Source organism: Thermostichus sp. MS-CIW-30 (assembly GCF_054058015.1).
In genome coordinates, this window is the sequence record NZ_JBSRZW010000037.1 from 1 (window position 1) to 20,766 (window position 20,766).

A 20,766-nucleotide genomic window follows, 5' to 3' on the forward strand; every position below is an offset into this window, starting at 1 on the left:
ACTTGGCTCATAAGTTCATTGTACTTCATCAAAGCGCATTCCTCCCGGCAGTGACCCTACGGGTACAGTGCGGGGCTCCTGCGATTTCTAGCTGACGGTTTTCCTGGACTTGGCAAAAGCGCTCCGCGCCGCTTCCGCGACTATTCCCAGCCCCTCTTCCAGAGGGAAAGGGGGGTCACGGATCAACCTAAGTTTTTAAAACGACTCCGAGTGGATGCTCTGGCAACAGGGACTCATCCTGCCTTTGGCGGGGTTGTTGCTAGGCTTCGTGTCGCGAGGACGGTTTGATGGGCGTTTTGCAATCTAGGTCAGGGCAGGTTGGCCAATTTGTGGGTTTAATGTGGGTTTAATTAAGCCAAGCTCACCGGGGTGGAGTCGGTGAAACTGCCAGCAGTGTCTGTCAGAAGTATGGTGTTAAGGCAATCGTTCTTATGACCAGAGCAAGGGAGAAGAAAGGCACCGATCCATCCGCGCTAGCGGGCCGTAGGCCTTTGCCAGAGAAGTCGCGGGATCCCCGCCGCCCTCCACAACCTGCCAAGAACGCCGTCCCACCTCCGGCGGAGTCAAAGCTGCGAACGGGATCTGGTCGCCTGCTTCCTGCCCCCAGGGGATCCCTATTGGTTTCCCCTCCTCAACCGCTGCGTCTTGCTCGCCAGAAAGCCATTGCTCGTCTGCGCCAACGGGCTGCCCGGCCTCGCCGCTTGAGACGTTCTCCATCTCTCGGGCAAGTGTTGCTCAGGGGACTGAGCTTAAGTCTCATCCTGGGCCTGACAATGGCGGGCCTCTCGCAACTGCTGCAATCGACCACCGCTGGCCGGATAGAACAGGCCACGACGCAGCTTGGGGATCCTCCCCCGTCGGCATTCCCGAGTAACATTCTGCCGGGAGAAGCGATCCCGGCTTTGCAGGAGCGCTTGGCCGCTTTGGCCGACCAACCGGGCTTGACGGCAGGGGCTCTGTTCTGGGAGGTGGAAACCGGCGCCTTTGCCGGGGTTAGGCCGGATCAGGCTTTTCCTGCCGCCAGCGTGATCAAGATCCCCATTCTCTTGGCTTTTTTCCAGGCTGTGGAAACCGGACAGGTGCGGCTGGATGAGAGGCTCACTCTGCGGGAAGATCTCAAGGGAGGGGGAGCTGGTGTGTTGCAAACCCGACCCCTCGGATCCCAGGTTTCTGCTTTGGAAGCGGCCACCCTGATGATCACCCTCAGCGACAACTTCGCCACCAATCTGATCATCGATCGCCTGGGTGGACAGGAGGCTCTCAACCAAAAATTTCGCCAGTGGGGACTACAACACACGCAAATTTCTTGGTGGCTACCGGATCTGGAAGGCACCAACACCAGCAGCCCGCGCGACATGGTTTGGCTGCTCAGCCAGGTGGAACAGGGGCGCATGCTCAGCCGCCGCAGCCGCGACCGTTTTCTGGACATTCTCTGGCGCACCCAACGGCCCTCCTATTTCCGGCCCAACTTGGTTCAAGAGGTGCGCATTGCCCACAAAACGGGAACCTTGAGCTCCGTGGTGGGGGATGCCGGGATCCTGGATTTGCCCAACGGGCGGCGCTATGTGGCGGCGGTGTGGGTGAAGCGAGAAACCCCCAACGATCCCAGAGCCGAAGGGCTGATCGCCAGCTTGTCGCAAGCAGCCTACGAGTTCTGGTCTGCTCCCGAGGATCCAACGGCCAAGGACTCCATGGGCAGCCTGGAACGCTAAGTCTTCCACTCCACAAATCTTTCCATATTGCTACGCAACGCTTACGCGAACGCAGTAGCAGTGCGGAGCACTATTCCAGGCAGAGCGCAAATGCCAGAGTGGAGAAACAGGCGTTGAGGGAAAACGATATTGCTACGCAACGCTTACGCGAAGGGGCACCTGGTCAGCATCAACCCCACCACCGGAGAGGAATTGGCTCGCTACCCCGTTTTCGACGCTGGGCAGATCCAAAGCTGTATTGCCCAAGCCCACGAGCGGTTTCAGAGCTATCGTCGGATCCCGTTTGCTCAGCGATCCGCCTGGCTGAAGCGGGTGGCAGGGATCCTGGAGGAGCGCAAAGCGGAGTTTGGCCGCCTAATCAGCCTGGAGATGGGCAAAACCTTGGCCTCTGCCGTTGCGGAAGTGGAAAAATCCGCTTGGGTTTGTCGCTACTATGCCGAGGAGGCAGAGGGATTCTTGGCCGAGCGCTCCATATTGCTACGCAACGCTTACGCGAACGCCAGCGATGCCAGCCGCAGCGGGATCCGCTACCAGCCGCTGGGGGTGATTTTGGCGGTGATGCCCTGGAACTTTCCCTTTTGGCAGGTGTTTCGCTGTGCCGCCCCAGCCCTGATGGCGGGCAACACCCTCTTGCTGAAACATGCTTCCAACGTGCCCCAATCGGCTTTGACCCTAGAGCAGATCTTTCAGGAGGCGGGATTTCCGCCAGGGGTCTTTCAAACCCTGCTGATCACAGCAGCCCAGGTGGCAGAGGTGGTGGCGGATGAACGGGTGCGGGGGGCCGCCCTCACCGGCAGCGAAGCCGCCGGCTCCAGCCTGGCCCGTTTGGCCGGTCAATATCTGAAAAAAACGGTGTTGGAACTGGGAGGGAGCGATCCCTTCATCGTGCTGCCCAGCGCCGATCTGGAGGCAGCAGTTGCCACAGCGGTCACGGCCCGTCTGATCAACAACGGCCAATCCTGCATTGCCGCCAAACGATTTATCCTACACAGGGCTATCGCCGAACCTTTCACGGCTGCCATGACGGAGCGATTTCGCCAGCTCAAGGTGGGGGATCCCTTGGATCCGCAAACGGACGTGGGGCCTCTGGCTACCCCCAGCATCCTGCAAGAGGTGGACGGACAGGTGCAGGCTTTGGTGCAAGCAGGAGCCAAAGTCCATATCGGTGGCTCCCCCTGGGGAGGGAATTTTTACCCGCCCACAATCCTGAGCGACATCCCCCCGGATCATCCGGTGGCCCACCAGGAGGTGTTCGGGCCGGTGGCGCTGCTGTTCACCGTCCCGGATGTGTCGGCAGCCATTGAGCTGGCCAACAACACGCCCTTTGGCCTGGGTGCCAGCGCCTGGACAACCGATCCAGAGGAACAAGAGCGCCTGCTGGAGGAGCTGGAGGCGGGATCCGTATTCATCAATGGCATGGTCAAGTCCGACCCGCGCCTTCCCTTCGGCGGCATCAAACGCTCAGGGTATGGACGGGAACTGAGCCGGGAAGGGATCCTGGAATTTGTAAATGTCAAAACCTTTTGGGTGAAGTGATGGCGGAGACTCCTCAAAGGGATCCCCAGCCGGCGACGGATCCTGTAATCAAGCTGGATCAATTCCTCAAGCTGGCGGGGGTTGTTCCCACCGGCGGGCAGGCCAAGCAGCTCATCCAAGCGGGGCAAGTGCGGGTGAATGGTGAGGTGGAAACCCGGCGGGGACGCAAGCTGCGCCCTGGGGATGAAGTGGCCGTGGGAGGTGGAGTTTGGCGAGTGCGCCTGGATAAGACCCCAAAGTCAGATCAGTGAACGGGTCAGTGCAACCGGATCAAAAGAAGCATGGCCAAGGCCCCGATTCCCCCTGCCACCGCAAACTGCCATTCCAGCCCCCACAGCAGGCAGGCAACTCCGGCCAGGATCTGGATCCCACCGGTGATCCAGTAGGGGAGACGCGGCGGATCCACCAGGCCGTTGAGCCAGTGGCCCAGCCCCATTTGCCACAGCCAGAACACCCCCAAATACTGGCCCAAGGCTGCCAAAGGGGTACGTCCGACAAAGGGCAGCACCGAGAGGATCATGCCCTGGGCGATCACCAACGTCCACACCAAACCCACAAAGTAGAGGTGGGCCAGTCCGGCTGTTCGAAACTCCGGCAGCCTGGTCTGCCGCACCATGTAGCCCAAGCCAACCAGGGAAATCACCAACCACAGCCAGTTGATGTTGGCCTCTTGGTGAAACTGGGTGGCGGCGAACCCCATCCCCAGAAGAATGGCCCAAACCAGGTACACCCGCCGACAAATGTTCCAGAAGGGAAGAGGGGTTTGCATGGCCTCCACCTAATCGACGACGACAATACGGCCCACCATGCTGGGGTGGATCTCGCAGAAATAGTCCTGGATGCCGGCCACTTCGAAAGCCACTGCTTTGCTCTCGTTGCGCCTCAGCCGTCCCGTTCCTTGGAATTGCGCTCCCTCTATGGGAGTAGCCGTGTGGGGGGTGGAATCCAGGTTGGTGAAGGTCACCTTGCCCCCCCGCTTGAGGGTAACCTCCGAGGGCAGGTATTGAAACCCGCGAATGATCACCTCTGCTTCCGCCGTTGCCTCGACAGGATCTCGCCCCGCAACAGAGCTGGCTTGTCGCCACCGATCCACAGCCAAGATAGCCCCCGCATTGAGCAGGGATCCCAGCCCACTGAGCAACAGCAACCGCCGCGTCATCGGCATAGGACTTTCTCCACACAGGTTTAGGAAGAGAACAAAGGCTGAGGCGCTCAGAAGAAGGCGATTGCGACAGCAGTGCAGAGCACTTGGATCTCCAAGCCCCAAGTCCTACAGAGGACGTTGGAAGGCTTTGCAGATCATCGCCTCATCGCCGGCAGGGGTTACCAACAGCTCTACACCTTCAGGATCCAGCGCTCCCGAGTCTCGGCGCTGACAAAGGGGGCAGGCACCACCAGAATGCTGGGATCAAGGCTGTGGAACACGGCCCGGATTGCAGTGGCATGGGCAACTTCGTTGGGGCCAATGGTGCTGGCGGCAGCCACCAGGTCTTTGTTGGAAAGCTGGGTAAACGCGTCGTTGTAAGCCAAGGCTGCATCAAACTCCAGAGCCAGGGCCAGCTTGGCAATGTTGGCATCGGAGTCGAGATTGCCTTCTTTGTTGTCGATGTAGGTGGAAAGGTCGTAGCTATCCCGGGCCCGAGAGGGGATCCCTCCCAGTTGCCGCACGGCGCCCGCCAGCAGATCCCGATGCTGCTCGTGATCCTTCAGGTTCTTGGTGGCCACTTCCAACACGATCTTGCCCACCTCGGTGTTGCTCAACTTGCCGGCAGCGGTTTTGTAGGCCCAGATTGCCTGCTGTTCCAAGTCAATGGCCGCGTTGAGGATGGCGATGTCGGCAGTGTTGGACTGGGCGGCACCGGGCAGGGTGCGCAATCCAATTGCTCCACCTACGCCCGCCAGCAAACCAGCCAACAACAAGCTGCGGCGGGAGGTTGCAGGGCTGGGATCCCATTCGGCAGCCAAGTGAGGCAGAGCGAAGGGAGTCTTTGCAGTCTTCATCTCAAGTCTCCTGTCTCGAAAGATGGCAACCAACCTTCAGGGACTTGCTCTTGGTCGGGCAATTCCCTCTCGGCCTGGTCTGATGGAGATACGCCGTGGATGCCGCCGCGGATGCCTGAGGGAAGAGATTTTCGTGGTCAAATAGCCATGAAATGCCTCCTCGAACTCCCCTCTCCCTCTGGGAGAAGGTCCGGGCTATCTTAAAAGCGTGTCCAACGGCTCCAGTGGGGGCCAGCATTCGGTCGGTAGTGTCGTTATCCATCCATGCGATTCTGGGCGTGAACCTGCACCTTGCTCTGCCGGAGGCCAGCCTACAGAGCTACGCCACCTGGATTGAGGCGCGTATTCGGGAGGGGCAGGGCGCTCAAGTGGTCACCTGCAACCCGGAAATGATCATGCAGGCGCAGCGGGATCCCGCCTTTGCCCAGGTGCTGCAAGCGGCGGAGCTGGTGATCCCCGATGGCATTGGGGTGGTGTGGGCCCTGCGGCGGCAGGGGATCCGCGTCCAGCGGGTGCCGGGGATCGAGCTGGCAGAAACCCTGATCCCGTTGGCGGCAGAACGGGGGTGGCGCTTGGCCCTGGTGGGGGGAAGGCCGGAAGTCAACCGGGCAGCAATTCGATATTGGCAAGCCCAGTGTCCTGCTTTGGCCCTCTGGGGCTACCACGGCTACTTCTCTAGCGAGGAAGAAAAAGAGCTTCTGCAAGCTCTCCAGGAATTTCGACCGCAACTGGTGTGGGTGGGGCTGGGATCCCCGCGGCAGGAGCTGTGGATCCAAAAGTGGCGTCCCCTTTTGCCCCAAGCCATCTGGATGGGGGTGGGGGGCAGCTTGGACATTTGGGCCGGCCAAAAACGGCGAGCGCCCCGTTGGTGGCGTGACCATCACCTGGAATGGTTGTATCGTCTCTATCAGGAACCCTGGCGCTGGCGACGCATGTTAGCTCTGCCCAGCTTTGTCTGGCGAGTGCTGTGGGATCCCTCTTCTCGTTTGCGCCCCTAGTCTGCTGGCGCTCCCTCGTTCTTCTCTCTGTAGGCGCTTGCCATGATGATCGGTCAGCACATCGGCTATCCTCCTCGCTTACACCGTTGGGCGGGTACGGCTCCGACCCCTCATCCCCCTGCCCCAGCCCATCCAGAGGCCACCCTGGGCTTTTACAGCAGCACCCAATCCGGATCCCTGGAAACCCCGGCCAGCATGGTGTCCTTGCGGGGCGTGAGCAAAGTCTTTCCCAACGGCAACTTAATTTTTCAGGATGTGAACTTGGAGGTGCGCCGCGGCGAGTTTGTGTTCGTAACTGGGGTCTCCGGGGCGGGCAAGTCCACCCTGCTGCGGCTACTCTACGGGGCGGAACAGGCCACCGAGGGCACGGTCATCGTCGATCAAGTCTGTCTCTTTTCTTCTGAAGGGCGGCGGCGACCCTACCGCATCCCACCGCGTCCGCTGGCCATGTTGCGGCGGCGCTTGGGGGTGGTTTTCCAAGATTATCGCCTTCTGGCCAACCGCACCCTGGCAGAAAATGTGGCCTTCGTGCTGCGCGCCCAAGGGCTGTCCCCCGCAGAAATCCGCCGTCGCATCGGGCCGACCCTAAAGATGGTGGGGCTGACCGAAAAGCGAGATCACTTTCCCCATGAGCTTTCGGGGGGGGAACAGCAGCGCCTTAGCCTGGCCCGTGCCATTGTCAACATGCCGGTGCTGCTGCTGGCGGACGAGCCAACAGGAAACCTAGATCCGGAAAACTCCCTCTTGGTTCTCCAGATTTTGGAGCGGCTCAATTCCTTTGGGGTGACCGTCATCATGACCAGCCATGACCCCTATCTGGTGGAGCGGGCCGGCCACCGGGTGGTGCGCATGGAGGGAGGGCGCCTGTATGATCTGCGCTGAGGGTCTGCTGGGATCCCTACTTTGCTCTTCACAAGCTTTTTGAGATCCCGGAGAGCAGCTTTGCCGGTTGCATCAGCAGACCGTAGGCCCTAAGCCAGCCGCATCAGCACAACAGCGGCACCGCCCGCGGCGACTTGTCAAGCCAGCCCGACCAGTTACATCAGCGGGTCGTGGGCCTTACTCGCGCAGACCCTCAGGTTGGGTTTCCAGAAGCTCCTCCCCTAGCTGATGAGCGGCAGCCACCATATTTTTCAGTGCGGGGATCACCTCCTCCCAGCGGCGGGTCTTGAGGCCACAATCGGGATTAACCCAAGTTTGCTCCACAGGCAAGTGGGCCAGTCCTGTGCGCAGCTGCTGCAGGATTTGCTCAACGCTCGGCACCGCAGGGCTGTGGACATCGTAAACGCCGTTGCCCACCTGGTGACGATACCCAGCCTGGGCAATTTGCAGCAGGGTTTTGTTGTTGCTGCGGCTGTTTTCAATGGAAAGCACGTCGGCATCCAGCCGCTCAATGTGCTCGATGATGTCCCCAAACTCTGAGTAGCACATGTGGGTGTGAATCTGGGTTTCCGGCTTGGCCCCGCCGGTAGCTAGGCGAAAGGCATCCACTGCCCAGCTGAGGTATTCTGGCCAGCGTTCTTTTTTCAGAGGTAGCCCCTCCCGCAGTGCCGGCTCATCCACTTGCACCATCACCGCTCCAGCCGCTTCCAGATCTGCCACTTCGGCTCTCAAGGCCAGGGCAATCTGCAAAGCCTGCTCCCGCCGGGGAATATCAACACGGGGAAAGGACCAGTTGAGCATAGTCACTGGCCCCGTGAGCATGCCTTTCACCGGCTTTTGGGTGTGGGACTGGGCTACTTGGAATTCCCGCACTGTCATGGGTTGGGGGCGAACCACGTCGCCGTAGAGAATGGGAGGGCGCACGCAGCGGCTGCCGTAACTCTGCACCCAGCCGTGTTCAGTGAAGGCAAAGCCTTCCAGCTTCTGGGCAAAGTACTCCACCATGTCGGTGCGCTCAAATTCCCCATGCACCAACACATCCAGGCCAATCTCTTCTTGAATGCGGATGCACTTGGCAATCTCAGCGTCAATGGCTGCTTCGTACTCCGCCTGCGAAACCTCCCCTCTTTTGTACTTAGCTCGCCACTGCCGCACCTCTGGAGTTTGGGGGAAGGAGCCAATGGTGGTGGTGGGCAAAGGTGGTAGCTGAACCTGCCGACTTAGGCGCTGCTCGTAGGGCAGGAATCGCTCGAAGTCCTGGAGCTTGAGGTTGGCCAAAGCCTGGCGCACTTGGGGGTTGGGGGGGCTAAACTGCGCAAAGCTCTGCCATTGCTGCTGGATTTCCGCCTGCTGGGCAGCAGTGTCTTCGCCGTTGAGGGCTCGCGCCAGGAGAGCTACTTCGGCCAGCTTCTGTTCGGCAAAGCTGAGGACATTTCTGAGGGGTTCTGGCAACTGGGCTTCCAGAGCAGCGTCGTGGGGCACAAATTGCAACGAAGCGGAAGGCTGCACCCGTAGGTTGGGAGCTACCCCCTGCAGCTCCCGCAGGCTGGCCAAGACGGTCTCAGGCTGAACCTTCCAGACATTCCGAGCGTCCACTACGCCAGCACCTAGGATCTGGTCAGCCGGAAAGCCATAGGTTCTTACCAGATCCAGGGTGTGGCCACGGGTAAAGTCAAGGCTAATGCCGGCCACCGGCAGTTGCACCACCCAGGGGTAAGTCTCCCCCAGGTCATCGAAGTAGGTGACCAAGTGGACAGGGATCCCGGCGGTTGCCAACTGGCGGTAGCTCATTTCCACAGCTTCCCGCAGGCCACTTCCCTGGCTGGTAACCAAAATGGGATCGTGAATCTGGACTTCTGGGATCCCCAGCTGTTTTAACTCCTGGAGGAGATCCCGGTACAGAGGAAGGAGCTTTTCCAAGTCCGCCCGCAGATCCCCAGATCGCTGGCTAAGGCAGAGCAAAGTCACTGGACTGAGGACAACGGGGCTGGTGCGCTCCCCTAGGATCCCTTGGGCCCGCCGAACTCTTTCCAAAAAATCCCCAAAGTTAGGACTGGGATCGGCTTCCGGCTCAATTTCGGGTACCAAGTAGTGGTAGTTGGTGTCAAACCACTTGGTCATTTCCAAAGCCGGCAGGCCCTCCCGCCCCCGCGCCATGGCAAAGTAGCGGTCTAAACCCGACAGACCTCGGAACCGAGAGGGGATCAGCCCCAGCCAGGTGGCCCAGTCCAGTACATGGTCGTAGAGAGTCTGATCCCCTACCGCAATGTGATCAATCCCAGCTTGTAGCTGAGTCTGCCAGGCTTGAGTCTCCAAATCCCAAAAGGTAGCCAGCAGAGCCTCTGACCCTAGGGCACCACTCCAAAAGCCTTCCAAAGCTTTTTTGAGCTCGCGGCGCTTGCCCATGCGGGCATACCCCAATGTCATGGTTTGTGCAGTCATGTTGTGTGCCATCCCAAATACTGAGTTTTCTAATTTTCCTGCGTTCAATTCGCCCTCAACTGGGATCCCGCCCGCCAAGGAAGAAACCGGCTGTTCCTCTCTTGCCTCTGGAACCCCAACAAAACACTGCCTTTTGCGCAAAAAAGATACTCAACGCAGCCAGCGATCGCAGTGGCTACTTGCCAGCCACCAATTGAAGTCAGGAAGCCTGACATCTCACTCTTTCCTTCGCGTAGGCGGGCTGTAGATCTTGATAGATCTTGATAGATCTTGGTGCAACAGCACCCAAAATTTACTCTCTCCCGGCCAACTGGCTCAGAGTCTTGCTTGGGTTCTTGGACTTATTTCTACTGCTGAGGAGTACCGAAAGCTTGTGGGAGCAACGCCGGGAAAATGCTCAGGATAACGAAAGCAGAAACGAGCTAAAGCCAAGACAGTTACCATCTGTACCTCGCAGATGTTGTGAAGTTTAGAAAAACCATCGGCGGGCATTCTGACTGACACGGTTTTGGGGGACAAGATCTGGATCGGCAGCGAATGACTCTAGAGATTTGCTGCAGAACTTCTCCTAAACCGGATCACAGCTGCGGGACAGCGGCAGATTCTCACTGCTCTTTCCCCGTTTCCTCTGGCGGCTGATCCCCGTCAGAACCGATAGCTGAGCTACATCGTATCACGAAGTTCAGAGACGGGAGTAGAGTGCTTCAATCATCACCAAGCCAGCAGCCTTTGGAGCTACCAGACCTCACCTTTCACCCAGCGGTCTTGCAGGAAGTCATCGGAATCCTCTAAGCATCCTCCCCCCCTGCATTGCTCTCAAGTAGAACTTGGGGAAGTCGTAGGGCTGATGGCTCCCTCTGGTTTTGGCAAAACTACTCTGGCCAAGTTGCTGGCGGGCTACCTTACCCCCAGCCAAGGTCGGGTGAGTGTGACAGGGCAGCCTTTGCCTCGGCGAGGGTACTGTCCAGTGCAGCTTGTCTTTCAACATCCAGAGCAGGCCGTTAACCCCCACTGGCGCATAGCTCAGGTCTTGCGGGAAGGGCCTCCTCCCCAGCCAGAGGTTCTCCACACCTTAGGCATTTCCCCCAGTTGGCTCAACCGCTATCCCCATGAGCTAAGCGGGGGAGAATTGCAGCGGGTTGTCATCGCCCGGGTTCTCAACCCACAAACTCGCTATTTGATTGCAGATGAGATGACAGCCATGCTCGACGCCAATACCCAAGCCCTGATCTGGCAAGCTGTCTTGGCCTATGGGCGGGCACATCAGATGGGGCTTTTGGTCATCAGTCATGATCGCTTTCTCCTGGAACGGCTCTGCAGCCGCTACGTCATCATGACCAGCCATGACCCCTATCTGGTGGAGCGGGCCGGCCACCGGGTGGTGCGCATGGAGGGAGGGCGCCTGTATGATCTGCGCTGAGGGCTGCCGGGATCCCTATTTTGCTCTCCACAGGCTCTGTTGAGCTCCAGGGGGCAAGGGTCTGAGCCCATTGATTGTTGGATGGAGAACAGCATGCAATCTCTCTCCCGATTTCTCAATAAAATCCGCTATCTCCTACAGGAGACTTTTTTGGGGTTGCGGCGGGGGGGCTGGCTGAACTGGGCTGCGGTGAGCACCCTGCTGGTGTTGCTGTTCCTGGTGGGGATCGGCGTTGAGCTGTCCTGGGGTGTGGATGCAACGGTGCAGTCTCTGGGGGGACAACTGGAGATCTCCGTCTATCTGGAGCCGGAACGACAGGGGGTGGAGCTGCAACCCCAGGTTGCCCAACTGCCTCATGTGGCCGAGGTGAAGGTCATCACCAAAGACCAAGCTTGGCGCACCCTCTTGATCGAGATGGGGATCCAAGACGAGGCGGCCATGGAAACCCAGTTGGGGGAGAACCCCTTGGTGGATGCTCTGCGGGTTAAGGCGGATTCCACCGAAGCCTTGGGGGAAGTGGCGGAGCAGATTCGCCAACTGGAAGGGGTGGATGAGGTCTACTACGGCGACCGCATTGTGGAGCAACTGGCCCAGCTCCAGGACATGCTACGGCTGGGATCCCTGACCATTACCGGCGTGTTGGCCCTGACAGCGGTGGCGGTCATCACCACCACCATTCGCCTCATCGTCATGGCGCGGCGGCGGGAGATCGAGGTGATGCAATTGGTGGGGGCGACGGCAGCCTGGATTTACTTGCCCTTTATTTTGCAAGGGTGCCTGTTTGGGGTGATCAGCGCAGTGGGAGCTTGGGGATTGATCTTGGGATCCCAGCAGTTGCTGCAGGAGCTGCTGGAGCAGTTGATTGCCTTGCCCTTCCTCAAGGTGATGCAGGCAGATCGCAGCCAACTGGAGTTTTGGCTCTTGCCGTCGATGTTGTTGGGGATGGGGGTTTTTCTGGGCACCACCAGCAGCTTGATCGCGGTGCGCAAGTCGGCAGGGCGATGAGCTGGAGGCGATGCTGAGGAAAGCCCTGGATATTCCAATCTGAGGATCGCCATAGGATAAGATGATGGACTCTACTTCCCTGGCTTTCCAAGATCTGGCCGCCATGAACCCATTGCCTCCTCCCGCCCACCCCTACCAGTTCCGCGCTTTGGGCCTGATTAAGGGATCCCTGAAATCGATCCCCAAGACTTATGCGCAGGCAACCTTGGTTGCCTCTGACGGAGCAGAATATCCGGCTACCCCCGGACGCGCCGAGCTTCTCGGCCCCTTCGAGCACTGCATCAAGAGCGGCCATACCTACTGGTACTACGTGCAGCCGCAGCCGCGTTCAGGGGGGGCTTTGGGCTTGAGCATCATCCGCATCCTGGCCCTGCCGGAAGAGGAGCAAGACCCAGAGTGGGAAGAAGAACCGTTTTTGCCTGCCCCTGAGGACACAGAGGAAGGCTTTAACATCCGCGGCATTGTCGAGCCCCACGATGGCTTTGTTGAGGTGACCGTGCGGCGCAAGCCCCAGGGAACCAAGCAATTTGCTCCTCTGCAATTGCGCTTGGAAGGGTTCTTGCCCGGAGCTGTGGCGGGCGAGTTTTGGGATCTGTTGGCAGAGCGAGAGGGCAACAAACTGCTGTTGGTGGATGGTACCCGCCTGTTGACCGCAGTAGCCTAGCTGTCTAGATTGGCCCCGCTTGAGAACCTTAAAATAAACCAAAGAGCTTCCCAACCGATGGTGTCTGCTGCCGGCTTGTCCCAACGGGTCGCCCATCTATCCCCTTCCCCCACGCTATCCATTTCGGCTCTGGCTAAAGCCATGCAGGCAGAGGGGCTGGATGTGTGTAGCTTGAGCGCAGGCGAGCCGGATTTCGATACACCTGACCACATTCGGGCCGCGGCCATCCGTGCTCTGGAAGAGGGCAAAACCCGTTACGGCCCCACTGCCGGGCTCCCCGCTCTTCGCCAAGCAGTGGCCGACAAGCTGCGGCAGGAAAACGGCCTGGAGTTCAGCCACGACCAAATCCTGATCAGCAACGGCGGCAAGCAAACCCTGTTTAACCTGGCCATGGTGCTGCTGGATCCCGGCGATGAAGTGATCCTACCTGTTCCCTACTGGGTCAGCTACCCCGAAATTGCCATTTTGGCAGGGGCAAAGGTTGTGCAGGTGCAGACGGAAGAGGCCCAGGGGTTCAAGCTCACCGCCGCCCAACTGCGCCAGGCCCTCACCCCCCGCAGCAAGCTGCTGATTCTCAACTCGCCGGCCAACCCCACCGGAGCCGTTTACCACCAGCACGAGCTGGCAGCTCTGGCAGAGGTGATCCTCTCCGCCCCCCATCTGTACGTGATCTGCGACGAGATCTACGAAAAGCTGGTTTATGGACAAGCCCGCCACATCAGCCTGGGATCCCTTTGCCCTGACTTGATGCCGCGCCTGATTCTCAGCAGTGGCTTCGCCAAAGCTTACGCCATGACCGGCTGGCGGGTGGGCTACTTGGCCGGGCCCAAGCCCATCATCGAGGCGGCCATCAACCTGCAAAGCCACAGCACCTCCAATGTCTGCACCTTCGCCCAGTACGGTGCTCTGGAAGCCCTGACCAGCCCCCTATCGGCAGCAGCTGTGGAAAAAATGCGCCAAGAATTCTGGCAGCGGCGAGATCTGATGCTGGACGGGATCCGCACCTTGCCGGGGGTGACTTGCCCGGAGCCAGAAGGTGCATTTTATGTGTTTGTCAACATCGGCCAAACCGGGTTAAGTTCGGTGGAGTTTTGCCGGCAGCTGCTCAAGGAACACCACGTGGCTGCTGTGCCGGGGGTAGCCTTTGGGGCAGATTCCTACATTCGCCTTTCCTATGCTGCCAATCGCACCACCCTCGAAAAAGGGCTGCAGCGGCTGCACCGGTTTGTGTCTTCCCTCTGAGAATTCAATCCGAGGATCGAAAAGAACTGAGGAAGCTCAGCTCCCAGCGGCTGGATCCCTGTAGGCCATTCCCAGCGGCGGGATCCCTACCTGAAGTGTGAACACTGTTGCTTAACCCTAGCTATAGTGTTAGGGGATGGGCTACGAGGGGATAACTCATGTCTGGCAGAACGGCGCTTGTCATCACCGTTGCCTGTTTGAGTGGGGGATCCGGAAAGACCACAGCCGCCCTCAACTTGGCCATCATGCTGGCCGAGCATGGCAAGACGCTGGCTGTTGACTTTGACCCACAGGGCAACCTGAGCCAGTGGATGGGCTGGACGGATCTGTCGGAGTCGGCCACCATTGCCGAGACGATTTTGCCGGGGGCGGATCGGGTTCACATTCGGGAGATTATCCGTCCGCCGTTGAATGAGGATCGCCAGGAGCGGCTGTGGTTGGCCCCCAGCGATTACAGTCTCTCGCGGGCTATGGATGCGATCGTGATGGAGCCGGGGCGGGAGCTGTTTTTGAAGCGGGCTTTGCGACCGATTTTGCCGGAGTATGACTTTTTGGTCATCGACAGCCCCCCCTCGAAAGGGTTGCTCACCTACAACAGCATTCTCAGCGCCGATCTGTTGGTGGTGCCGACGGAGTGTACCCAAAAGGGGGTGATGGGGGCCCTAAGTACCCTGGTGCTGTTGAAAGAATTGGAAGAGCTGGATTTTCATGTGCCCAAGTTTTTGGGGGTGCTCCCCACACGGGAACAGTGGGTGGGCAACAACCGCACCAAAATGTCGCGGGCCGCGGTGGAAGCCTTGGCGGAAATGATGCAAGGGATCCCCATTTTCACGCCGGTGCGGCAAAGTACAGTGGTGCAGCAAACCAACAGCATGGGCTGGTCCTTGGCGGAGGCAGGGGAAGATCTCCTGGCCCAACCTTATCGCGAGATCCTCAAGGCTGTGCTGGAGGCCCGCTAACATGGCTACTGCCAAGAAGCCTCCCAAAAAAAATTGCCCACCGGCCCCACCAAGGCGGATCTGCTCTCGCGCATGGGGGTGAATAAGCAGCCAGAGCCGATGGAACCTGCACCTACGGCTGCCGATGGCGTTGAGGCTCCGCACCGTCCAGAGGACAACAGGGGGACGGATTCCCTGGATCTGCCTCACCCTGCGGCATTAGATGTTGAGCCCGATCCATCTGCCGCCGCCTCGTCCCCTCTGTGCCAGGTTGCCACAACCCCACCAGACGCAGGACGGATGCCTCTCCTGGCCAGTGTGCTCTCCACACCTGAAGCTCCTTCTCGGGATGCGGATCCCTTGTCCAACTTGTCGCCCGCTCCGGTCGAGGTGGAAAGGGTTGTCTCCCCACCCCAGGTCAGTCCGGCCAAATGGGCCGGTACTCCACCGCCAACCGAAGGGCCAGCCGAGCTTTTGCCCCCTGCTACCGCCGGCACCGGCAATGGGGTTCGCCGCAATGGCGCCTATCATGGGCACACTGCCCAGTCGGATCCCCGCGAGGCTCTGGATGCACAACTGGGCCTGCAAAAGCTTACCCTCAAATGGTCTGCCGAGAGGGTAGAAAAGCTGGGATCCCTGGAAAGCGCCACCGGGCTACCGGGCGAGATTTTGCTGGAAGTCCTGCTGGATCATTGGGAACAATTGCCCAAGCCCTTGCAGCAAGATTGCCTCCTGCAAGCCCACCGCATTCGCGTCGAGCGGCTGGTGATCAGCCAAAACTTCACCATTGCCACGATTGAGCAACTGCTCTTCACGTCAGCGTTGCGCAACAACAACGAGCAGCATCTGCTTTGAGTTCTGGCCGGTTGGCCTGGGAAATTCCCCCTCAAGATCTCCGCCAGTATGCCAGACAACAGGGATCCCTGTTCCTGTGCTAGGGTCAAAATGGTTCTGTTGGCTTTTCGCGCTTTTCGGCCTGTGCTCTCTCCCCCTCGCTACCTGGCGGCAACCCAAGCCCATTATCATCAAGTGCATTATTCACCCTACTTCTCACTTTTGTTTTTCTATCTTCTCCCTATTTCTCCCATCGTTTAGGGGACAGCATTGCAACGTCATCTTCTTTAAAACGACCAGGTTGTAGTGGAGCGGCAACAGTTGATGAAAGATCTTGATTTGACCAAAGCTGTAGAGCAACGGCGTACCTTTGCCATCATTTCCCACCCCGATGCCGGGAAGACCACCCTCACCGAAAAGCTGCTGTTGTACGGGGGGGCCATTCAAGAAGCGGGAGCTGTGAAGGCCCGTCGGGCGCAAAAGCGGGCCACTTCCGACTGGATGGAACTGGAAAAGCAGCGGGGTATTTCCATCACCTCTACCGTCCTGCAATTTGATTACCGCAACATTCGTCTCAATCTGCTGGATACTCCCGGCCACCAGGACTTCAGCGAAGACACCTATCGCACCCTGGCAGCGGCTGACAATGCCGTGATGCTGGAAGATGCCGGCAAAGGGTTGGAAACCCAGACCCGCAAGCTGTTTGAAGTGTGTCAGATGCGGGGACTACCGATTTTTACCTTTATCAACAAGATGGATCGCCCAAGCCGGGATCCCTTGGAGCTGATGGATGAAATTGAGACAGAACTGGGCCTCAAGCCCTATCCTGTCAACTGGCCAATTGGCTCAGGCGAGCGGTTTACTGCGCTATTTGACCGCCGAACTCAGGAGTTTCATTTCTTTGAGCGGGTATCTGGGGGGCGGCTAAGAGTTCAAGATACCGTTATTAAACTTGGGGATCCGCAAATTGAGGAGTTGATCGACAAGGACTTGTATTACCAATTCAAGGAAGAGCTGGAACTGCTGGATGGTCTCATGCCCACCTTGGATCTAAAACAGGTGCATTCTGGCAAACAAACCCCGGTCTTTTTCGGCAGTGCCATGACCAATTTTGGGGTGGAGCTTTTCCTCAATGCATTTTTGGAGTATTCCTTACCGCCAATGCCTCACGAGAGCACTGCCGGACTGATCCCGCCCGAACATCCTGAGTTTACGGGCTTCGTCTTTAAACTGCAGGCCAACATGGATCCCCGCCATCGGGATCGCGTTGCTTTTGTGCGCATCTGTTCCGGCAAGTTTGAGAAGGATATGGTGGTCAACCATGCCCGCCTCAATCGTCCCATTCGTCTATCTTATCCCCAGAAGTTGTTTGCTCAAGAGCGCATCTCCATCGATGAAGCTTACCCTGGGGATGTGATCGGCCTGAATAATCCCGGCATCTTCACCATTGGGGATACCATCTACACCGGCCCGAAGCTGCGCTACGCCGGGATCCCCAGCTTTTCTCCTGAGCTGTTTGCCTACTTGAAGAATCCCAATCCTTCCAAGTTTAAGCAGTTCCAGAAAGGGGTAGCGGAACTGCGGGAAGAAGGGGCTGTACAAATCATGTACTCTATCGACGATTCCAAACGGGATCCGATTGTGGCAGCGGTGGGCCAGTTGCAGTTTGAGGTTTTGCAGTATCGCCTTGAAAGTGAATACAACGTCGAAACCCGACTGGAGATGTTGCCCTACACACTGGCTCGCTGGGTCGAGAACGGCTGGAAGGCGCTGGAGAATATTCCCAGCTTGTTTAACACCCTAGTTGTTAAAGACATTCAAGACAGGCCCGTTCTTCTGTTTAAGAACGAGTGGACTTTACAGCAATTTGCTGCCAGCAACTCTAAAATCAAGCTCAGCAAAATTGCCCCTCTCTCGGATCTCGGCCCAGAATTGGGTGACGGCCAATAGATCAACCTAAGAGAATCCGTCTCAAAGAGCCTTAGGTTCCGACATTCAGTCGAGATGCCATTGGTCTCCACATCAGCGGTGTTGATAGGTGTTGATATCTTCGGATTTCTGAGCAAACCCCTCACACAGATCGCAGCAATTCCCCCATCTTTTTCCTGCATCGTCCAGGGACAGAGGGAGTGAACCATGCCTTTCTTCTCCAATATGGGATCCACTTCTCCTCGCTTTAGCTCTGCCCTCAGTGCTTGTGCGCCACTTTGCGAACGCTCGTTGTGGGAACTGGATCCGCAGGTCGTTTTTTTGAATCACGGCTCCTACGGCGCGACCCCGAAAAAGGTGTTGCAGGCCCAGAGTGTATGGCGGGAACGCCTTGAGGCTCAGCCGGTGCAGTTTATGGGAGAGGAACTTCCTCGAGCCTTGCGGGCGGCGGCAGCAGAACTGGCCCATTTCGTCGGGGCCGAACCCGAAAATTTGGTGTTTGTGGAAAATGCCACCAGCGGGGTCAATGCCGTTTTGCGCTCGCTGCGGTTCCGGCCAGAGGATCAGATCGCCTGCACCAATCACGGTTACGGGGCCGTTCGTCAGGCATTGCAGTACATCTGTGCCCAGTGGGGAGCCATCCCAGTTGAGGCGCAGATCCCTTTCCCCATTGCGGGGCCAGAGCAGGTTATCGCGGCCTTCGAGGCCATCCTCACTCCCCAAACTCGCCTGGCGGTGTTGGATCACCTCACCTCGCCTACGGCTCTGATCTACCCCCTGCCTGAGCTGATCGGCCTCTGTCGGGAGCGCGGGATCCCGGTTTTGGTGGATGGCGCCCATGCCCCCGGAGTTCTCCCCTTGGAGTTGGAAAAGCTAGGAGCCGATTGGTACACCGGCAATGCCCACAAGTGGCTGTTTGCCCCGAAAGGCTGTGCCTTTTTGTGGGTGGCCCCCTATCGACAGGCCCAAACTCATCCTACGGTGATCTCCCACGGCTATGGGCAAGGGTTCACAGCGGAGTTCGACTGGGTGGGCACACGGGATCCCAGCGCTTGGTTGGCCATTTCAGCAGCCCTGGCGTTTATCCAAGGGGTGGGACTGGACAACATCCGTCAGCACAACCACACTCTGCTGCTGCAGGCGCGGCAGTTGCTCTTGGAGGCTCTTGAGGGGATCCCGCCCGCCCCCGAAAAGATGTTGGGCTTTATGGCCACCCTACCCTTGCCGCCATTTTGGCAGCAGTGGATCCCTGAGCTTCCTCTTGAGGAGCGCGCCCGTCGGCTTCACGATTACCTCTGGTACAAGTACCGCATTGAGGTTCCGATCATCCCCTTCGCCGGGCAGCTTTGGGTACGCATCTCGGCCCAGGTCTACAACCGTTTGGCAGAGTACGAACAGTTGGCGCTGGCCTTGCAGCATCTGCCCTGAGGTTTTGTCGGTTGAGCCGCTTTCACGACATTGCAAGTATAGTTGCTTCGCACACCAGTAAAACGATTCCAGATCTATGGTCAATTCAGTTGAGGATGAGATGACGTTACAGGTAGGATGGCATGCCAGTAGACCTCAGAAAGAAGCCTTGACCTGAGAGAGAGTCGTAGGGCATGTCCAGGAAGGGAGCAGACCCACAGACGTACAAAGCCGGTCATACAGCGGAAGGGAAGGGTATGGGAGTCGGTAAAAGCAGCGCGGAACGCTTGGGGAGCGTCTCAATCTAGTTTGAAGCGACCGCAGTGCTTTCAAGAGGGCAAGGATGCATGCAGATGGAGGAACTTCTGTTGATGAAGTGACAAGGCCTGCTTTTGCGAGTCGGACTATTCTACTGGCCAGTGTCTCATTGCTATTTGAATTGACTATCTGAAAAAGTCAGAAAACGTATCCCGCAGATCCGAAAGCCGATCGTTGAAGCAAGTCAGCCGATCCCCTGCGGAGTTCACCAGCGTCAGATCTGCCCGACCGGTTGTCCCTTCAAATCCCAGTAGAGGAACGCTCATGCGGCTGGGATCCGTGGGATTCTGGGAAACGCGGATGACGGCTCGATCGCGGTTAAATTGATAAGCCTCGGCCACATAGCGGATGGGCTCGCTCAAGGTGGGATCCACCGGCAGCCCTGGGGCCGGCAGGAGATCCACCAGCTCGGTGAACGTGCCACTCCGCAGGCCCACCACGGCAGCAGCTCCCAACTGGTTACAAATGGCAATGAGAACCGGCTCTTGGGCAGTGGCGGTGAGGTTGGCCAAGGTAACCGTGACCGTGGCGCGGCTGGCTGCCGGCGGGTAGGTGACCTCAAAGGTGCGGGCAAAGGCATTGCCCAGCTCGTCGCGGGCGCGAAAGCGAAGCTGCCCGGTGTAGGGCAGGATGGAAGAAAAGTAGATGCCAAAGCGGTCGCTGGGACTCCGTCCGGGGATATTGGCCTGTCCGGGGACATAGGCAAGGGCAGCCCGGCTTTGCCACTGATTGGGCGGGGTGTAGGGCAGCAGCGGGCCACTGGTGAAGTTGGGGGGTTCTTTGGGGGGCAGATCCGGCTGGCCATCTCTGTTCAGATCCAGCCCATTGCCCAAGAAGGCCACCGAGCGCTGTAAGAGAATAGGACGGTTTTGGTTATCCAAAAGGGGATTCCGCCTTTCTGCCAGCCCGGCATTGTCCACATAGACATTAAGGGGGCGATTTAGGATTTGGTTATCCCGCTGCCGCCGCATGTTGAACTGTAGGTAGGGCCCCACTGCGCCCGCTGCCGGGGATCCCCCTGTAATTTCAAAATCATCTGCCCGCAGAAAGACATTTTCCAGTGGGCCCAGGGGAGTTGTTCCCTCGCCGCAACCGACCAAGCTGAGCGCCAAGAGCGCCAAAGTTATATAAGCTACAGCAGGGCAACCTTTTGCGGTGGGGGAATCCGAGCCCCCACAAGTCGGCAGCAGGGGCCGGCAGGCACGCTTTGGCTTCAGCATTCATCTCCTCTCCACAACAGACACCTTGGCGAGGGTTCGACCCAACCGGACTAGGTTGAAGGATGGGCAGGGATCCCTCTGCACTCATCGGATTCGCCTGAACCACTATACCGTGAGCCTCGGTTCAGCTAGAAATCGCAGGAGCCCCGCACTGTACCCGTAGGGTCAGTGCCGGGAGGAATGCGCTTTGATGAAGTACAATGAACTTATGAGCCAAG

At 58.5% G+C, this 20,766-nt stretch carries 17 protein-coding genes, 1 pseudogene and 1 riboswitch; of the genes and pseudogenes, 13 read left to right on the forward strand and 5 right to left on the reverse strand.

Annotation, left to right across the window (positions count from 1 at the left end; translation table 11 throughout):
- The first annotated feature begins 431 nt into the window (after positions 1-431).
- From ACVWXW_RS13030 to ACVWXW_RS13040, 3 genes are all read left to right on the forward strand, one after another.
- Positions 432-1,712 (forward strand): serine hydrolase, encoded by a 1,281-nt coding sequence (locus tag ACVWXW_RS13030; RefSeq protein WP_457404140.1) that lies wholly within the window; start codon positions 432-434, stop codon positions 1,710-1,712.
- 129 nt (positions 1,713-1,841) lie between these two features.
- A complete protein-coding gene (locus ACVWXW_RS13035) occupies positions 1,842-3,248 on the forward strand; it encodes an NAD-dependent succinate-semialdehyde dehydrogenase (protein WP_457404142.1) in 1,407 nt (468 codons plus the stop codon).
- The gene (locus tag ACVWXW_RS13040) at positions 3,248-3,499 is read left to right on the forward strand and encodes an RNA-binding S4 domain-containing protein (RefSeq protein WP_414347935.1); all 252 of its coding nucleotides are present in this window, start codon (positions 3,248-3,250) and stop codon (positions 3,497-3,499) included. The genes ACVWXW_RS13035 and ACVWXW_RS13040 overlap by 1 nt, the downstream gene beginning before the upstream one ends.
- A 5-nt stretch (positions 3,500-3,504) precedes the next feature.
- On the opposite strand, the gene ACVWXW_RS13045 is transcribed toward ACVWXW_RS13040, so the two are convergent.
- The 3 genes from ACVWXW_RS13045 to ACVWXW_RS13055 all read right to left on the reverse strand — a co-directional run bounded on the left by ACVWXW_RS13045 (position 3,505) and on the right by ACVWXW_RS13055 (position 5,249).
- Positions 3,505-4,017 (reverse strand): hypothetical protein, encoded by a 513-nt coding sequence (locus ACVWXW_RS13045; RefSeq protein WP_457404144.1) that lies wholly within the window; start codon positions 4,015-4,017, stop codon positions 3,505-3,507.
- Positions 4,018-4,026: 9 nt separating this feature from the next.
- A complete protein-coding gene (locus tag ACVWXW_RS13050) occupies positions 4,027-4,413 on the reverse strand; it encodes a plastocyanin/azurin family copper-binding protein (protein ID WP_457404145.1) in 387 nt (128 codons plus the stop codon).
- 170 nt (positions 4,414-4,583) lie between these two features.
- The gene (locus ACVWXW_RS13055; protein WP_457404147.1) at positions 4,584-5,249 is read right to left on the reverse strand and encodes a DUF4439 domain-containing protein; all 666 of its coding nucleotides are present in this window, start codon (positions 5,247-5,249) and stop codon (positions 4,584-4,586) included.
- Between the two features lie 278 nt (positions 5,250-5,527).
- On the opposite strand from ACVWXW_RS13055, the gene ACVWXW_RS13060 reads away from it, so the two are divergent.
- Complete coding sequence (locus ACVWXW_RS13060) at positions 5,528-6,247, forward strand: WecB/TagA/CpsF family glycosyltransferase (RefSeq protein ID WP_457404149.1); 720 nt, start codon at positions 5,528-5,530, stop codon at positions 6,245-6,247.
- A gap of 195 nt (positions 6,248-6,442) precedes the next feature.
- On the forward strand, positions 6,443-7,129 hold the full coding sequence (locus ACVWXW_RS13065; RefSeq protein ID WP_011433482.1) for a cell division ATP-binding protein FtsE: 687 nt from the start codon (positions 6,443-6,445) through the stop codon (positions 7,127-7,129).
- Between the two features lie 177 nt (positions 7,130-7,306).
- Here the strand turns inward: ACVWXW_RS13065 and metE are convergent, their stop codons facing one another.
- Entirely contained in the window at positions 7,307-9,571 is a 2,265-nt protein-coding gene (gene metE / locus ACVWXW_RS13070) for a 5-methyltetrahydropteroyltriglutamate--homocysteine S-methyltransferase (protein ID WP_011433481.1), read from the reverse strand.
- Between the two features lie 466 nt (positions 9,572-10,037).
- Positions 10,038-10,242, reverse strand: a riboswitch (cobalamin riboswitch).
- 146 nt (positions 10,243-10,388) lie between these two features.
- Here metE and ACVWXW_RS13075 point away from each other — a divergent pair.
- The 8 genes and pseudogenes from ACVWXW_RS13075 to ACVWXW_RS13110 form a co-directional block, all read left to right on the forward strand.
- A pseudogene (locus tag ACVWXW_RS13075) lies at positions 10,389-10,991 on the forward strand (ABC transporter ATP-binding protein); the annotation flags it as partial.
- A 93-nt stretch (positions 10,992-11,084) separates the two neighbouring features.
- Positions 11,085-11,996 carry a cell division protein FtsX gene (locus ACVWXW_RS13080; RefSeq protein WP_457388007.1) on the forward strand — a complete coding sequence of 304 codons (912 nt, stop codon included), beginning with the start codon at positions 11,085-11,087 and terminating at the stop codon, positions 11,994-11,996.
- A gap of 61 nt (positions 11,997-12,057) precedes the next feature.
- The gene (locus tag ACVWXW_RS13085; protein WP_238376736.1) at positions 12,058-12,660 is read left to right on the forward strand and encodes a hypothetical protein; all 603 of its coding nucleotides are present in this window, start codon (positions 12,058-12,060) and stop codon (positions 12,658-12,660) included.
- Positions 12,661-12,717: 57 nt separating this feature from the next.
- Positions 12,718-13,902, forward strand: coding sequence for a pyridoxal phosphate-dependent aminotransferase (locus tag ACVWXW_RS13090; RefSeq protein ID WP_457404151.1), 1,185 nt, complete (start codon positions 12,718-12,720; stop codon positions 13,900-13,902).
- A 158-nt stretch (positions 13,903-14,060) separates the two neighbouring features.
- On the forward strand, positions 14,061-14,861 hold the full coding sequence (locus tag ACVWXW_RS13095; protein WP_414351212.1) for a ParA family protein: 801 nt from the start codon (positions 14,061-14,063) through the stop codon (positions 14,859-14,861).
- 33 nt (positions 14,862-14,894) lie between these two features.
- Positions 14,895-15,695: a hypothetical protein gene (locus tag ACVWXW_RS13100; protein ID WP_457404153.1), complete on the forward strand. Its 801-nt coding sequence runs from the start codon at positions 14,895-14,897 to the stop codon at positions 15,693-15,695.
- Positions 15,696-15,998: 303 nt separating this feature from the next.
- Entirely contained in the window at positions 15,999-17,624 is a 1,626-nt protein-coding gene (locus ACVWXW_RS13105; RefSeq protein WP_457404154.1) for a peptide chain release factor 3, read from the forward strand.
- A 270-nt stretch (positions 17,625-17,894) separates the two neighbouring features.
- Entirely contained in the window at positions 17,895-19,031 is a 1,137-nt protein-coding gene (locus tag ACVWXW_RS13110) for an aminotransferase class V-fold PLP-dependent enzyme (protein ID WP_457404157.1), read from the forward strand.
- Between the two features lie 422 nt (positions 19,032-19,453).
- Here the strand turns inward: ACVWXW_RS13110 and ACVWXW_RS13115 are convergent, their stop codons facing one another.
- Complete coding sequence (locus ACVWXW_RS13115) at positions 19,454-20,548, reverse strand: hypothetical protein (RefSeq protein ID WP_457404155.1); 1,095 nt, start codon at positions 20,546-20,548, stop codon at positions 19,454-19,456.
- Positions 20,549-20,766: the final 218 nt, after the last annotated feature.

Bases quoted from the DNA above. Each gene is read 5' to 3' on its own strand.
- ACVWXW_RS13050 (WP_457404145.1), bottom strand. From the start codon at position 4,413: ATGCCGATGACGCGGCGGTTGCTGTTGCTCAGTGGGCTGGGATCCCTG.
- ACVWXW_RS13085 (WP_238376736.1), top strand. From the start codon at position 12,058: ATGATGGACTCTACTTCCCTGGCTTTCCAAGATCTGGCCGCCATGAAC.
- ACVWXW_RS13040 (WP_414347935.1), top strand. From the start codon at position 3,248: ATGGCGGAGACTCCTCAAAGGGATCCCCAGCCGGCGACGGATCCTGTA.
- ACVWXW_RS13055 (WP_457404147.1), bottom strand. From the start codon at position 5,249: ATGAAGACTGCAAAGACTCCCTTCGCTCTGCCTCACTTGGCTGCCGAA.
- ACVWXW_RS13095 (WP_414351212.1), top strand. From the start codon at position 14,061: ATGTCTGGCAGAACGGCGCTTGTCATCACCGTTGCCTGTTTGAGTGGG.
- ACVWXW_RS13090 (WP_457404151.1), top strand. From the start codon at position 12,718: ATGGTGTCTGCTGCCGGCTTGTCCCAACGGGTCGCCCATCTATCCCCT.
- ACVWXW_RS13080 (WP_457388007.1), top strand. From the start codon at position 11,085: ATGCAATCTCTCTCCCGATTTCTCAATAAAATCCGCTATCTCCTACAG.
- ACVWXW_RS13105 (WP_457404154.1), top strand. From the start codon at position 15,999: ATGAAAGATCTTGATTTGACCAAAGCTGTAGAGCAACGGCGTACCTTT.
- metE (WP_011433481.1), bottom strand. From the start codon at position 9,571: ATGACTGCACAAACCATGACATTGGGGTATGCCCGCATGGGCAAGCGC.
- ACVWXW_RS13045 (WP_457404144.1), bottom strand. From the start codon at position 4,017: ATGCAAACCCCTCTTCCCTTCTGGAACATTTGTCGGCGGGTGTACCTG.
- ACVWXW_RS13030 (WP_457404140.1), top strand. From the start codon at position 432: ATGACCAGAGCAAGGGAGAAGAAAGGCACCGATCCATCCGCGCTAGCG.
- ACVWXW_RS13115 (WP_457404155.1), bottom strand. From the start codon at position 20,548: ATGCTGAAGCCAAAGCGTGCCTGCCGGCCCCTGCTGCCGACTTGTGGG.
- ACVWXW_RS13065 (WP_011433482.1), top strand. From the start codon at position 6,443: ATGGTGTCCTTGCGGGGCGTGAGCAAAGTCTTTCCCAACGGCAACTTA.